We start from the raw sequence: 16,634 nt of genomic DNA on the forward strand, positions 1-16,634 counted from the left end.
GTAACAGTGACGATCTCTCCTGCATTACCTGTTGGTCTAGTAATTGATCCAGTAACGGGTGCGATCTCGGGTACTGCAACAGCTACTTCGGCTCCTCGTGCTTACACGGTTACGGCTACTAATGCTGGTGGAACTGGTACAGATATCATCACAATTTCAATAGTAGAACCATCGCGTCCTACCATCACATATCAACCGGCGAACATTAAATCGTTCCCTGTTGATAGCGTAATTACACCTTGGATTCCTATCACAACCGATGTAATTAATTCCGTTACTGTTACACCAGCCTTACCAGCAGGTCTTGTAATAGATCCTTTGACAGGTATCATCACAGGTAAGCCTACGGCTATTATGACGAAGCGTGATTACATCGTCACAGCTAGCAATACGGCTGGCTCAGACACCGCGCGCATATCCATCACTGTGACACAGAAGGCACCTACGATTGTATACAACCCTACGAATAAGGTGTTTGGTAAAGATCTGTTTGGTTCATATACTCCTATTGTGACGGGAGCTCCGTTCACGTCAGTGACGACCATCCCGGCTGCGTTGCCAGAAGGCCTCCGCATTGATTCCTTAGGTGTGATTAAAGGTACACCTACACAGGTTTCGGCGCCGCGTGCTTATACGATTAACGTGTCGAATGCTGGAGGAACGGCAACAACTCAAGTGACTTTAGAGGTCTCAGCGGATATTTGTCCGGTGACTGTTAGTGTATCGCCTAGCGCTATTATATTAACACAGGGTGTTGTGATCAATCCTGCGATTACGCCGACGACAACGGGTGTAGTGAGTGGATTTAGTCTTAACCCTGCGATTCCGGCTGGATTAACCTTTAATCCGTCTAGCGGAGCTATATCAGGTACTCCTACTGGAATACTAACAACGACAAGCTTTGTGATGACGGCGGGTAATGGAACGTGTAGTGCAACGGGTACGTTTAGTATGACGATTAATCCAAAAGCACCTACGATTGAGTATACGCCTAAGAACAAAACCTTTGGCCTAAATACTCCTATCGCTGCATTCGCTCCAGTTATAACGGGTGCACCGGTGACTGTTTCAATCTTCCCTACGCTGCCAGCTGGTCTTGTATTGAATACAACAACAGGGGCAATTACAGGTACGCCGTCAGCTACTTCTGCGCCTACTGCCTACACGGTAAAAGCGATTAATTCGTCTGGCGAAGATACGGATGTCATTACGATCGAGGTGACGGCTACGGTGACTTGTCCGGATGTGAATTACAATCCGAATGCGTTAGTGTTAGAGGTTGCCAAAGACACCACGATCACTCCTTCGCAAACCGGAGTAATCAATAGCTTCACCATTAGTCCTGCCTTGCCGGCTGGATTGGCGTTTAACACGGCGAATGGAACGATTTCTGGAAAGGCTTTGGCAAAATTAGCAACCAAAACATTTACTGTTAAGGCCATCAATAGTGTTTGTACAGATTCGACGACGATCACTATTCAGGTGAAAGATAAATTGCCTGAAATCGCCTACCTAGTTCCTTCGTTAGTTAAAATTAACAAGAATGAAGCGCGAACTTTCCCACTAACTTCTACGGGTGGTGCTATCGATTCATTAACAATCGACAAGGCCCTTCCTGAAGGATTAGTATTCAATACGAAAACGGGTACGATTTCGGGTACTGCCACGGCTGCTTCACCTGCAAACACCTATACGGTGAAGGCATTTAATGAAAGCGGCTTTGATATCGCTACCATTGTTATCGAAGTGTTAGAAGTGGGTATTGCTCCTACGATTGAATACCCTACGAAAGAATACAACTACTTCAAGGGAGATAAGGTAAGTATTTTACCTACACTTTGGGATAATGTTCAATCAGCTACTTCTTCTCCTACTACACTTCCGGGCGGTTTAAGTCTAGATCCTGTGAATGGTAAGATTTCCGGTGTGGCTGGCTACATCACGGTAAAAACAACCTATACCATTACAGCGCTTAATACAGCTGGTACGGATACGGCGAAGGTGATTATTACGGTGAGCCCGATCAACCCACCAGATAGCTTGAGCTATGCTTCTCCTAAATCATTCATTGTGAATGAACAAATAATTCCATTATCACCTAAGGTGAAAGGTTTTGTGGAGAAATACGAAGTAAGTCCTGTTTTACCTGCCGGCTTAGTATTAGATCCTAAATCAGGTATTATTACGGGTAAACCTAGTGTTATCAGTCCTGAATCACCTTATGTGATTACGGCATCTAATGAAACGGGAGGTACCAGCTTCACTTTATTGATTTCGGTGACTAATCCGATTGCTCCAGAATTATGTTATGAGGTAACTTCTAGAACATTCAATGTGGGTGAGAAGATTAATACCTGGAAACCTACCGTTAAAGGTGCAGTAAATAAGGTAACGATAAGTCCAAACCTACCTGCTGGTTTAACAATCGATCCAGTAACGGGTGACATCACAGGAACTCCTACGGTTAAATCCGCTGCGAAGTCTTATGTGGTTACCTCTTACAACTCAGCTGGTGAGGGTAAATGTACGATTAACATTACGGTGGTAGATTCAATTGCGCCTAGCAACTTGAAATACGCTAAGCCGATCAGCTTGAAGCAAGGGGTTAAAATGAGTGATCTTATCCCTACCTATACGGGTTATATCGCTAAGTTCACCGCTGCACCTGGCTTACCAGCTGGATTGAGTTTGGATTCTACTACGGGTAAAATAAGTGGTACGCCTACGACTCCGGTGACAGCTGCTAGCGCGGTAATCACGGGTATAAATTCGTATGGTAGCACTACTGATACCTTGTCTATCACGGTAGCGGCGATTGCTCCGGTTGATTCGGTGACGTATCCTAGTCCTTTAGTATTCGTAAGAAATGAACGAATTCTACCGGTAAGTCCAACGGTAGTAGGTGGACCGGCAACGTCATTCACGATGACTCCGGCCTTGCCTAGTGGATTGCAAATGGATCCTTTGACAGGTATCATCAGTGGTACGCCTATTATCTACAGCCCAGCAAATAGTTATGCGGTTACAGCGAGCAATTCGGTGAATTCGATAACGACGAATATCTCTATTCGAGTAGATAGCGTGGCAACCCTTCCACCATCAGATTTATATGACTCTCCTATCACTACTTACAAAGGGGTGCAGGTAGAAATTAAACCGAAGGCAAACACTGCTAAATCGTTCACGATCAGTCCATCATTACCAACTGGTTTAGATCTTGACTTATTTACAGGTATCATTCGCGGTATTCCTACGAAGCTATCTCTACTGACGAAGTATGTGGTAGTGGCGACTAATTCTGCCGGTTCTGTTAGAGATACGATTGAATTAGAGGTAAATAATCCGCCGACCATTAACTACCCTAAGAAATTAAGCTTCAATCAAAACGAGCTAATCGTTCCGGTTGCACCAGTGGTAGAGGGTGGATTTGTATCAGGATATTCTATCACGCCTGGTTTACCAGCGGGATTATCGATTGATGCTACCTCAGGTGAAATTACAGGCACGCCTACGGCGATCTCTGCCTTGAGTGATTACTTCATTAGCGCTAACGATGGAGTGGCAACCGATTCGGTTAAAATCGAAGTGGTAACGCCACGTCCTCCAGTCATCTCGTACCCATCACCACAGGTTTACGACCTGAGGGTTGAAATTAAGCCTTTAGAGCCTAATGTAAATGGATATGTAGCGTCTTATATTGTATCTCCAAGTTTACCTGCGGGATTAAGCATTGATCCTTCGACTGGTATTATCAGTGGAACGCCTTCGGCACTAAAATCGATTGCAACTTATATTATAACCGCTCGTAATGCGGCTGGAAGCGATACGGCTCGATTGGTGATTACTGTTCGAACTCCTGTTAAACCGGATTCGCTTGAATACCCTACACCAAATACGTTCATAGTAGGTGACCCTATCGAAACAATGAAGCCGAAAGTGAAAGGCGGAGTTTCCTTATTCACGGTAGCCCCTGAACTTCCAGCAGGATTAAGTTTAGATCCTTCGACTGGCTGGGTAACTGGAACACCGTCGATTGCGAAAGATTCCGCAATCTATGTGTTCACGGCAACGAACGTGAGCGGTAGTACTTCTGCCAATGTGGCCATTACGGTGATTAACCGCCCTATCGAATTTGACTATACGCCTACCAGCGTAACGTTTAATCGAGGTGAGTTAATTAATCCGCTTAGCCCACGTACGGCTGGTATCATCGATTCCATCATCGTTTCACCAGCTTTACCTGCCGGATTAACAATGGACAGAAAAACCGGTGTCATCAGTGGTAAACCACAAGATCTACAAGACTTCAAGTTGTATACATTCTATGCGACGGGTCCTCAAGGCGTGGTGATTGATTCGCTTCGAATTAAGGTTGATAACTCTGCACCTTGTTGTATCGTGTACAACTCACCGAATACGTTCGCTAAAGGTGTTCCTATCAATACCTTAAAGCCTACCTATAGTGGTTACATAGGATCCTTCTCGATCTCTCCAAGCTTACCAGCTGGCTTGAACTTTAATCAAGCAACGGGTGAGATAACAGGTACCCCTACGGTTCTTAGTGACCGTACCACGTATGAGGTGATCGGTACGAATGACCTGGGTAGTACGAAAGGTGAAGTGGTAATTGCGGTTACTCAACTACAAGTACCTCAACTACCAATTTACTCAACTACTAAAGTAACCTTAACGAAAGGGGTTAAAATGGTAGACTTGAAACCGATCGTTTCAGGATTCGTGAAAACGTTCATCGTTACTCCTGCCTTGCCAGCAGGTATCTCGTTAGACCCTGCGACGGGTATTATCTCGGGAATTCCAGCTGATACAAGCGCGTTAGCAAGCTTTGTGATTACGGCGGAGAATCCAGCGGGTAAAGTTTCTGCTACCCTCCAAATCGAGGTAATTGCACCAGATTCTTTATGCTGCTTAGCGTACCGCACGCCTAATACATTTAACAAAGGCAAATTAATCACTCCTATTACGCCTAGCGTGAGAGGTGATGTATCTAGCTATACTATTAAGCCTGCATTACCGCAGGGATTAGTATTTGATCCTAGCTCGGGTATTATTTCAGGTACCCCGGTGAATGTGATGCCTATCACGAAGTATACCGTAACAGCTAGCAATGCCGTGAATGAGGTAAGTGCAAGCTTTACGATTCAGGTGGTCGCTGGACAGAAAATTAAGTCGATTAGCTATCCTACGCCAAATGTCTTGACGAAAGGTGTTACGATTACGCCATTAAGCCCTACGGTGCTAGAAAAAGATGCGGTAGCTGATTCGTATACCATCAGTCCTAATTTACCGGCCGGATTAAGTATGGATCCGTTTACGGGTGTGATTAGTGGTAAGCCTACTAGCTTAAGTGATTCGACTCGTTATGAGGTGATTGCTAGCAATGATTTTGGCAGTGTAAGTACAACATTAGATATCACAGTGATTCCAATGGGACCACCGCAAGATCTGGTATATCCTACACCTAACCAATTCACGCATGGTTTACAGATTACTCCGCTTACTCCTACCTACGTAGGTACAGTAGAAGCCTTCTCGGTTAGCCCTGCGCTTCCGGCTGGATTGACACTAGATCCAGTAACGGGTGTCATCTCGGGTAGACCTACAGCGGTTTCTGCTCTGGCAGATTACCAAGTGACAGCGACTAATAATTCTGGATCTACACAATTCACTCTACAAATTTCTGTAGACAGTGCGACAGTGGCTCCTGATTCCTTATCATATCCTACACCGAATGTGTTTGGACAAGATGAAGAAATCAATCCATTAATTCCAAAAGTGAAAGGGGCTGTCTATGCTTACAGCGTAGAGCCTAGTTTACCAGCAGGAATTAATATCGACGCAGTTACGGGTATTATTTCTGGTACACCTATTGGTGTAATTGAGAAATCGACCTTCACGGTGACGGCTAGAAACAACATTGGTTCTGTTTCGGCTGATATTGAGATAACGATTCTACCTCCTGGACCGCCAGACTCCTTGTACTACCCTCCTGTTCCTGGATATACGGGTAAGAAGATCAAGCGTACATTGAATCGCGGGGAGAAGATGAATCCTTTAACTCCAAATGTGAAAGGTTTCGTTAAGTCGTACTCGATTAATCCTTCGTTGCCAGCTGGCTTGAATTTCGATGGATTCACGGGTGTGATCTCTGGTACACCAGAGGATATCACAGAATTAGCTGAATATGTCATTACGGCCATGAATGCACAAGGATCTATTTCAGATACCTTGTTGCTCGAAGTCATACTACCAGTCAGCCCAGATTCCTTGAGCTATCCTAGTCCACATACCTTCATTCAAGGTGTGGCTGTGGTACCTTCTATCCTACCTACGGTAAATGGTTTCGTGAGGAAATACAGTATCGAGCCTGCCTTACCGCGTGGTATGACCTTTGATGAAATAACGGGTGAGATAGCTGGAACACCGTTAGATACCTTAGCGAAAACATCGTTTGTCGTAACAGCTACTAATAGCGTGGGAACTGCAACGGATAGCTTAGAAATCGAGGTGGTACCACCTACGATTACGTATAACACACCTAATCGATTCAAGCAAGGGGTAGAAATTAACCCGCTCGAACCGACGATCGTAGGCAAGTTAATTAGCTTCTCTGTGTCACCTGCACTTCCTAAAGGAATCGTGTTAGACTCCTTAACGGGTATCATTTCAGGAAATCCGTACTTACCACGCCGTGACACGACCTATGTGATAACGGGTAGATTAGGAGACATTATCGCGAAGACCAAGATTCGAATCGTAATTGATATTGATTCGTTATCTGACCTAGATAATGATGGCTATAAAGATTGGGAGGAAATAGGTGCTAATATCAATGTACCGGTTGATACGGACAAAGATGGAACGGCTGATATCTTAGATGATGATTCGGATGGTGATGGAATCACAGATCGAGATGAGCGGGAGACCATACGTCCTGATTGTGATGAAGATGGCATCGATAATAGAATTGACAAGGATGTTTGTAATCCAACCCCTTACCAAGGTATTTCACCTAATGGGGATGGATTAAACGAGACCTTGATGCTGTTCTATGATCTTGATTTAAAACGGAATCCACCTAATAGGTTAACGGTCATAAATCGATACGGACAAACCGTCTTTGTCATGGATAACTATGATAACAGCTGGGGTGGTCAATCGAATCAAGGAAGCAGTTTATTAGCTGGCGACGGCTTATTACCTGACGGGACGTATTACTACATCCTAGACTTCTTTGGTGAGAAACCAACGGTTACCAATTACGTTTACATTAATCGCTTGAAAGGACAATAGACATGAAAAAGACAAACATTATATTCAGCATATTTAGCCTTTGCTTGCTCGTTTTTGTAACTAGTCAACAGGCCTTTGCCCAAATAGATCCGGGATTCTCCCTATTTAGGGCTTATCCACAAGTAATTAATCCAGCATTTAACGGTGCAGTTGAAAATTCCGAATTTAGTTTAACGCACCGGAATCAATGGATGGAGATTGCGGGAGCCCCTAAGACGGTGGGTGTTTTTGGGAATTTCAAGACCTTTAAGCAAAAAGGTACAGGCTTTACCCTCCTCTATGACCAAGCGGGGCCGGTGAAGTCCATCTACGTCAGTGGAGACTTTGCTTATCATGTGAAATTAAATGAAACCTGGGGTTTCTCTGGTGGTATCCGTGCCGGTGTTTCAAACTTGAGTTTGGACTTTGCCGGATTAAGTCTGAGAGACATGAGTGACCCTTCCTTTAACCAAAATTTCTCCACTGGAATTAAGGCGAATTTTGGTTGGGGACTTCGTTTTGCGAAAAAGAACGATGCCCTGTATTTTGGGATATCTCAACCCCGCATGATTTGGAATGACTATGGTATCTATGAAGGCACGCACAAAGACGTGACTATGTTGTATACCATCTTGGGTGGAAAGTATGACGTAAATGAGGCTATTTCCTTGAATCCTAGCGCCTTAATTCGTCTAGGAGCTGATGTACCTAACTCATGGGAAGTTAACGTCACTGCGACCATGAATAAGCTGGTGGAATTTGGTTTAGGTTACCGTAGCCTGAACAGTTACAGTGCAAACTTAGGGTTTAATTTTAATCCCAAAATCTACCTAGGTTACTTATACGAGATGCCAACTACCGAAATTAATCAGGTATCTAATCAAACGCACGAAATCGTATTGAAATACCGCATAGTGAAGGATGATCGCCCTACGTATTACAAAAAGAAAAAGAGTATGGGAGATATCTTTAATATCAAAAAAATCTTCAATAGAAGATAAAAAAAAAGCCCCCTAAATCTAGGGGGCTTTTTTTATGGCTTAATAACGCCGGTTTTCAGATCACACCATCTCTGGCAGTTTTCTTTATTCTTGAACTTATAAAACAAGAAGCTAGTCATTTGCGCTTTCGTAAAAGTCCTCGAATAAGGTTTCGGATCCTCGTTAGAAGAATACCAAATATCAAACGTTCCTGAAATATTAGGTGTAATCACCTCGTCCGTCAGCATATCAAATAAAGTATATGCAGACTTATAATATACATTTGCAACGTCAAAAGCAGCTGGGTCTCTCACATACGTACGAGCTGGAATCGTCACGATATTTCCATAAATCACCTCATTACTCTCTAAAATAACATAGGCTCTAGCATAATACACTTTTGCCCCTAACAAATTACGAATAATCACTTCGAAAGATCCATCCGTCTTAACGGGTGATGTGATCTTCGCATTATTCAACGATGGAGTTAAAAATCCTCCTTCATTCGACGCATGGAATCCTGTGCCTGGAGCATTGGTATTCACATTCGTGGAGTTTGCAGCAGTTAGATTTTGGGAAAGACCATACAATACACCATATTCTTTCACCGGTGAAGTTCCTGCGCCAGTTAATTTCGCACCTACTAACAAAGGCGACGGCTTCGATGCCACATCTGTAAATGTAGTGGTCAAAGCATAGTTATTAGGCGTCGTAAAACTGCTCTCTATTCCGTAAGATATTCCTTTCGAATTTATCGCATACGATCGAATGTAATAGGTGGTCGCTTTGACTAAGTTTGTTACTGTAGCGGTAAAATCTCCCTTTCCAGAACCCGACGTCACTTTAGTTTTCGCGGTAGTAGGATTAGCCGTTGTCGCATAAACAAAGCCACGTTCTGTAATGGCTGCGCCACCATCATCGCTGATGGAGGAAGTGAAAGTCGCAGAAGTTAAACCTAGTTTACTGACATCCACTTTAGTAGCGGTAGGCACCTTAAGATCTGTTGTCTTAAAGGATTGCACCATCCCAAAAGAAGGGGAGTTACTAGAGTTCAAACTATAGGCCATGAAATAATAGGTCGTATTTGGCTTTAAATTTTGCAATAGATAACTGTATTTTCCTAATCCAGAACCTACGGCTATTTTATTATCCTGCAAAGTAGGCGTCATACTCAGATTCGTATAAATGAATCCTCTTTCAGCATTTGCTGTGCCCGTACCTGTCGTAGATAAACTGACTAAGTCACCATGTAACACTGCCGTAGTACCCGTGATGTCCATGGCCGGTTGTGTCACAATCACTGCCGGATTTAATAAATCCTCTATTTTACAGCTAGCTAGCAATGTAATCGAGGCAAAAAATAGAACAAGGTACTTTTTCATAATTATTGAACTTTAAATTGATACACTATCGTGTATGACGAGTTTTGAGCATCTGAAGTTTTTATTCGCCAATAATAAACTTGCCCCACTTCTACTGAGACGTCAATCGCCTTAGCTGTAATATTTTTTTGTGCCGCTGGTGGCTCTTGCTTACCATCTACTTTATCAATAAAAACAGTATACACTAACGCATCATTCTCTGGATCTACGCCGTTCCAACTTAAAGTCACCTTTCCATTTGTAGGACTTACTACAGCTGTCTTAGGTGACAAAATTGTCGCTGGGAATGGAGCAAAATTACTTATTCCCTCACCAGCTAAATAAAAATTCCAAGTCTCGCTAGTCGATGTATTAGTCGTCTTAGTTGACTTAGAAATAACTCTCCAAGAATAAGGCACTGCCTTCGTCAAGGTAACTTTTCTAGTCGTTGCGGTTATACCCGTTAGGGTAGTAGCCACATTCGTGTTTAAATCCGTAATGACTAAGTCATACGACTCAGTATTAGTAGAGGCAGCCCAAGTGAAGGTAACTTCTGCCGTGCTAGCTGTTAAACTTACCCCATCCTCGCAAGTCTTGTTTTTTACAGGACTACTTAAAGCCGATACTCCTGGGTTATTCACCGTAGGCGTAGGGGGTGTCGGTGGCGTAGGTGTAGGGGCGGGATCAACAGGCTGCGCACATGAAACCAAACCACTAATAATCAGTAAATATATAAAATACCTTTTCATCTTTCTTATTGTTTAACAATTTTCATCGTTTTACGTACATGATTACCAAGCACTTGGATCACATAAGATCCAGCTGGCATGTGGGATAAATCGACATCTACCTCCCGGTTCGCTTTCACTTCTTTGGTCTCATTCATGAAAGTTGCATTCATCGAATTAAGTGAAACTTGAACCTGTGAATCTGTTCCTGGAATATACAAATGAACCATTCCAGTAGTCGGGTTAGGGTAAGTCAATACCTCCTCCGAAATGAAGATCTCTTCCGTGATAAGTCCTTGACATCCTAAATCTGTGCTGACCGTTACCGTATTCAAACCAGTGCCTAATTGCTTGCTAAAGCTCGATGTTTTCACCGTTTCTGAAACCCCATTAATCGTAACGATGTATTTATCGGATCCAGAAAGGTCTAGTTTCAATACGTTGGTATTCGGATCTAACAGACTTGTTGTCTTCAAGGCCGCTGGTTCACTTACAGTCAGGTCAAAGCATTGCTCATAACCAGGTTGTGCCGCAATCGTAAAGCAAACAGTGTAAACGCCTTTTGCTAATCCCGTTAGACTATATGAAGCCGCATTCTTAGCATCGAATGTTTCCGTTTTCGTAAATCCACCTGCACCCGTTGTCTTCACGACATAGGCATAGGTCTTATCTCCTACCGTAACTCGGTAAGAACCAGTGGCTGCGCCTACGCAACTAGCGGAAGTGGCAGCAATTTGGTAATTATCAGCCGCTAAATTAAAGATCTCACAACCGTTCACGTTAACGATTGCTCCTGGTTTAGAGTTAGGACATTGATCTACGTTATCTTTTAGACCATCACCGTCCGTATCATTAAAGTCATTGTCTACTAGGTCAACCGTGTAAGTCTTGGTTAGATCAGCCTCCGCTTTAGAAATAGCAGAAATGGACACGATAATCGTTTCATTACCTTCCACTAAAGCATCATCGACTGCCGTTAATGTGAGTGTAGAAACCGTGTCTCCTGCAGCTATCGTAATTCTCTCTGGATTAGAAGACGCACCTAATAACCAGTTGTAATCGGTCTGCATCTTAGAAGTTCCGGCAAATAATAAATCCACCGTCACATTCTCATAGCTAGGCTTATCTAGCGAAACTTTGAATGTCATCGTTTTACCTTCTTCCACCGTAGTTGTGCTAGTCGAAAGAGTAACCAGAGGAATGACAGGTGCCAAAACCCGGTATCCCACCTTCACTCGGAAACCTTCCGCTTGAAAGTTTCCAGCAGCCGTTTGCCCAATGGTTGATTTCAGTGTCTTATTCTCGCTGGTGGGCGTCTCCCCCACAGCAATCACCTGTTTTTTAATACTCTGGCCATAGCTGGCCCCGGGCAGTAAAATCAGCAGTAAGAATAGTTTAAATAGTTTTCTCATATGCTTATTTTTTAGACTCCAATAACGTTTCAACTAAGGACTCTAACTTTCTAATTCGTTCTTTTAACTCGTCGATTTGCTTCTCTTTCTCGCCTACTTTTTTGTTCAAAATTTGGACAGACTTCAAGGCAATACCGTTACCATCTAACGTGGAAATATGCTGGTTATCATCTTTCACCCCTAATTCAAAAAGCGCTTTGAAATCCTCAGCAATCGGCCCTATGTGCACTTCGTCCGTGCCCTTGTAGTTCCACTTTTTGATATCTAATTTTTCTACTTTTGAGAGAAGCTCCTCTTCATTAATATCCTCAAAATTCTCCTTAAACTCGCGGCTAGAAGCATCCGTCCAGGTACCGCCATTCGTTAAATACGCCCCATTACCATTCGAGGTTGTACTTCCCACCTGCAAGGCATAGCCTGAGTTCGTCGTCGTAGGAATTCCAAACACAAACTTCGTCGTAGTTGACGAGCCTAAAGACACGGTGTTAGAAGAAGAAACGGAGGAAGAAGCGCCGATGGCTACTGAGTTAATAATCGCTGAAGATGCAGCATCACTATACGCACCCAAGAATACATTACTCGAACCTGAAATTAGTGTGGTACCCGCACCTCTACCCATCGCAATATTGTTAGTTCCAGTCGTTAAATTTTGTAAAGTATAAACCCCCTGACCATCATTACTATGCCCAATAGTTAAAGCAATTAAAGAGCCTTCTCCGATCCCACTATTATATCCTGAGCCTATCGAATTAAAGTTTTTCATGGCTTGATGTCCTATAGCAACATTACTACTCGAAGCAGTATTGGATAACATCGATTGATTACCTAAAGCTACATTGACTACTCCCGTGGTATTTGCCAAAAGTGTTTGAGTTCCTAAAGCTACGTTACCAAAACCAGTTGTATTCGCCGATAGGGACTCATCACCCACTGCTACGTTTGCACTACCAGTAGTATTTTCTTTCAAGGCATAGAATCCAAGAACTGCATTATTCCCTCCTGTTGTATTTCTTAACATGGAATTCATACCTACTGTTGTATTTCTACCGCCAGACGTATTTGCTTTTAATGCTTCATTACCTACCGCCGTATTATATGCTCCGGTAGTGTTTGCTACCATGACTGAACTACCCAAAGCTGTATTTCTATCGCCAGTTGTTGTAGCTTTCAGTGCCTCATTTCCAATTGCTGTATTAGAAAAACCAGTGGTAACGCTCATTAATGCACGCGTACCCACGGCTACTAAACTACCCAAAGTGGTATTGGCATTTAAGGCATCTGTACCAATTGCAATATTACCTGATCCTGTTGTGTTTAACATCAAAGCATCTTGTCCGATAGCCACATTATCACCTCCCGTTGTATTGGCATTTAATGAATACCAACCTAAAGAACTATTTCTACTACCAGTCGTATTTGCCGCTAATGCTCCAAAACCCACTGCGTTATTTTGAGTTCCAGTTGTATTCGAATACATCGAAGCATAACCTACGGAAACATTATCAGAACCAGTTGTTGTGGATCTTAAGGCAAAGGAACCTACAGCTGTATTGTAATTTGCTGTTGTAGATGTAAATAACGCTTCAGTTCCTAATGCTGTATTATGAATACCAGTAGTACTAGCTTGTAAGGTATTTTTACCAAAAGCTGAGTTACTACTACCCGTCGTATTTACATCCAATGCCCATGCTCCCACTGCTGTATTATCGTTACCGGTTGTATTGCTTAATAAAGTTTGATAACCTATTGAGGTATTATATCGCCCAGAATTATTCACAGCAGTTGAACTACCTTTTAAAGACTCAAATCCAATAGCGGTATTCGCTGTTATTCTTCCCGTAGATCTATTGTCTGCAAACTGCATTGCACTAATTCCAATAGCAATTGAACCACTATTTCCAACATTTGTAAATAAGCTCGATTCGCCAATGGCTATATTGTTATTGCCTGTTAAATTATCTGCTAGCGATCCAATATTTATACTAATATTGCTTGACCCCGATGTATTATTAAATAAGGCATTTTGGCCTAATGCAACATTCTTATTTCCTGATGTATTCAAATATAGTGCTCCAGATCCCACTGCAACTAAATTAATTCCACTTGTATTTGCTCTTAAGGCTCTAAAACCCACTGCGGTATTAGCAGAAGCTGTATTGTTTAGCAATGCCTCATTACCAATGGCTGTGTTCATGATTGCTCCCACAGATGAGTACAACGCTCTATAACCCATCGCTGTATTCTCAGTTCCAACGGTATTTGAAAAAAGCGCCTGATAACCTAAGCTAGCATTATATGAACCAGTCGTGTTATTTAAAAGCGTTTGATAACCTAAAGTGGAATTAAACATTCCCGTATTATTACCCGGAGTTGTGCTACCTCGTAAAGACTCAAATCCCACAGCAGTGTTTCCAGCAATTCTACCGGTTACTCTGTCATCCGCATAATACATGGAATAATTACCAATAGCAACCGAGTTTGAGTTTCCTTTACTAAAGTATAATGCACCATCACCAATTGCAACATTATTCGATCCTGTGAGATTTTCCACCAAGGCTCTCCATCCAAAAGCATTATTATAACTTCCCGTGATATTCTTCCATAAAGCACCATCACCAAATGCATTATTCCTATAACCGGTCGTATTATCCTTCAATGTTGCTCCTCCTACCCCAGTGTTATAAAAACCCGTCGTATTCGACATTAAACTAAAATAGCCCATGGCCACGTTCGTATATCCACTCGTAGTGGATTCTAAGGCTCTAATACCCACACCCACATTATAATCTCCTGTAGTTAATGACTTTAAAGCTAATGGCCCTATGGCGATTGTGTTAGATTCTGAGGTACTATTTTGCATCGCTCCATTTCCAATGGCGATATTATTCGAACCAATAGTATTTGCTCTCAAAGAAGATGGACCAATTGAAACATTAGTTTCACCTGTAGTATTCGAATAATTTGATTCATAACCTATACTTGTATTTCCACTTCCTGTCGTATTTAAATATAATGACGCATAGCCTAGCGCCGTATTATATGATGCGGTTTGACTATAACGTAAAGATGTAATACCAATCGCCGTATTTCTAGTACCAGTAGTATTTGTATACAACGCACCGGCACCAATCGCCACATTTGAACTTGCAGTAGTATTTGAATATAATGCTGAAGGCCCTATTGCCACATTTTCTAATCCTGTTGTGTTAGAGTATAGCGCTCTGCTACCAAATGCAGAGTTTTCATTTCCTGTCGTGTTATTAAAACTACTTAAATATCCAATACTAGCATTAAAACTTCCAATGGTGTTATTCATTAATGAACCATCACCAATTGCCGAGTTAAATGATCCCGTTGTATTAAATAATAAACTATTAAAACCTACTGCAGTGTTATTCTCCCCTGTAGTTGTGGTTGATAATGAATTATTACCCACAGCAACATTTCGGCTACTTTTTGCCTGAGTTAATGTATTAAAACCTACCGCTGTATTTGCTTCACCAACTATATTGTTCATTAAAGCACTATTTCCTATTGCTGTATTATAAGATCCAGTCGTATTACTCTTTAATGCAGTATTTCCAAAAGCAGAATTAGAATTTCCTGTGGTATTTGCAAGCAACGCCTGTTTCCCCACAGCCAAGTTATTGTTCGTTGAAGTCAGTGTAGAAGAACCCACACCCACAGTCAACCCATTCACCTTAAGATCATAAGGCCCTAAATCAGTCGCCTGACTAGCTCCTGAATATGGAACACCCGCTGTAACAGAAGTAGTTACCGTTCCATCTGCACGTAAATATTGAGCCGGGGTACCATTAGGAACTTTAAATCCAGCCGCAGTCACAGCACCACTCGTTTTCACATCAGTTACGGAGGAATTACCTAATTGAATTTGATTACTACCTGTTACTTGTGCATTAAAACCGATAGCGGTAGAGTTTGAAATGGTTCCAGATGAGGTATTGGCCAGCGCTCCTACATAGGTATTATTTGATCCCGTGGTGTTAGCCTTACCTGCCTCCGCACCGAAAGCTGCTACATTATTACCCGTGGTATTTACTGTAAGAGCCTCCTCTCCGAACGCGGAATTCTGTGTACCTGTTGTATTCTGCATTAAGCTTCCAGCACCAAAACTTGAGTTATTACTTGTTAAATTTGATTTTAACGCAGCATATCCCATGGCAGTATTAAAATTACCTGTCTGATTCGCTTGCATAACATTATGACCAAAACCAGCATTTCCTGTACCTGTCGTATTCTGTTCTAATGATTGATGTCCAAAGGCATTATTTTCAGCGGCAGTCGTATTCTTGTTTAGCGCTAAGTAACCAACAGCGTTATTTACACTACCTAAATTAGCTTGAAGTGAACCCACACCCACTGCCACATTTCGGCTACCTGTTATGTTATCTTTCAAAGCATCAGCCCCTATTGCCACGTTATTAACTCCCGCAGGTGAGTTCAATCCATTCGCCGCATGTAGCGCATAAGGTACCGCCTGTAATTGAGATGTGCCTAAAGATTTGAAACCTTCACCTACATCGACTTTGGTCGCTAAAAACATCGGATAAATGCTCCAATTAATAGCCGACAAATTTGTACCCGTTAGTACTGTATTCGAGCTACCAATTGTCACATTAATTTCACCCGTTTCTGAGGTCGTCACCGTATGCTCCTCCTCATAGATGGCCGTAGCCGTTGCTGAAGTAGGAATAATGCCAAACCTCAATTTGACCGACTTCGACACAATAGGTTTCCCTAGATTATCGACGATGAGGGCTTGGTAGGTGAAGCCTTTGTTTTGGGACAATAAAGCAAACGATGCTATCCAAAAAATCAAAAATAAAACGACTCTTTTCATAT

The 16,634-nt window shown here is 42.4% G+C and carries 6 protein-coding genes; 2 read left to right on the forward strand and 4 right to left on the reverse strand.

The annotated features are described in order from the left end of the window. The first annotated feature begins 6 nt into the window (after positions 1 to 6). Entirely contained in the window at positions 7 to 7,311 is a 7,305-nt protein-coding gene (locus ACILP5_RS07730) for a putative Ig domain-containing protein (protein ID WP_395618084.1), read from the forward strand. Positions 7,312 to 7,313: 2 nt separating this feature from the next. Continuing rightward, entirely contained in the window at positions 7,314 to 8,291 is a 978-nt protein-coding gene (locus ACILP5_RS07735; RefSeq protein ID WP_395618085.1) for a type IX secretion system membrane protein PorP/SprF, read from the forward strand. A gap of 32 nt (positions 8,292 to 8,323) precedes the next feature. On the opposite strand, the gene ACILP5_RS07740 is transcribed toward ACILP5_RS07735, so the two are convergent. Genes ACILP5_RS07740 through ACILP5_RS07755 form a run of 4 tightly spaced genes read right to left on the reverse strand, consistent with a single transcriptional unit; the run spans position 8,324 to position 16,632 of the window. After that, entirely contained in the window at positions 8,324 to 9,652 is a 1,329-nt protein-coding gene (locus ACILP5_RS07740; RefSeq protein WP_395618086.1) for a hypothetical protein, read from the reverse strand. Positions 9,653 to 9,654: 2 nt separating this feature from the next. Continuing rightward, positions 9,655 to 10,380: a hypothetical protein gene (locus tag ACILP5_RS07745; protein WP_395618087.1), complete on the reverse strand. Its 726-nt coding sequence runs from the start codon at positions 10,378 to 10,380 to the stop codon at positions 9,655 to 9,657. Between the two features lie 5 nt (positions 10,381 to 10,385). Beyond that, positions 10,386 to 11,771 carry a T9SS type A sorting domain-containing protein gene (locus ACILP5_RS07750; protein ID WP_395618088.1) on the reverse strand — a complete coding sequence of 462 codons (1,386 nt, stop codon included), beginning with the start codon at positions 11,769 to 11,771 and terminating at the stop codon, positions 10,386 to 10,388. Positions 11,772 to 11,775: 4 nt separating this feature from the next. Then, positions 11,776 to 16,632 (reverse strand): tail fiber domain-containing protein, encoded by a 4,857-nt coding sequence (locus ACILP5_RS07755; RefSeq protein WP_395618089.1) that lies wholly within the window; start codon positions 16,630 to 16,632, stop codon positions 11,776 to 11,778. Positions 16,633 to 16,634: the final 2 nt, after the last annotated feature.

This window comes from Aquirufa sp., from assembly GCF_044239315.1.
GTDB lineage: Bacteria > Bacteroidota > Bacteroidia > Cytophagales > Spirosomataceae > Aquirufa.

Bases quoted from the DNA above. Each gene is read 5' to 3' on its own strand.
- ACILP5_RS07735 (WP_395618085.1), top strand. From the start codon at position 7,314: ATGAAAAAGACAAACATTATATTCAGCATATTTAGCCTTTGCTTGCTC.
- ACILP5_RS07740 (WP_395618086.1), bottom strand. From the start codon at position 9,652: ATGAAAAAGTACCTTGTTCTATTTTTTGCCTCGATTACATTGCTAGCT.
- ACILP5_RS07745 (WP_395618087.1), bottom strand. From the start codon at position 10,380: ATGAAAAGGTATTTTATATATTTACTGATTATTAGTGGTTTGGTTTCA.
- ACILP5_RS07750 (WP_395618088.1), bottom strand. From the start codon at position 11,771: ATGAGAAAACTATTTAAACTATTCTTACTGCTGATTTTACTGCCCGGG.
- ACILP5_RS07755 (WP_395618089.1), bottom strand. From the start codon at position 16,632: ATGAAAAGAGTCGTTTTATTTTTGATTTTTTGGATAGCATCGTTTGCT.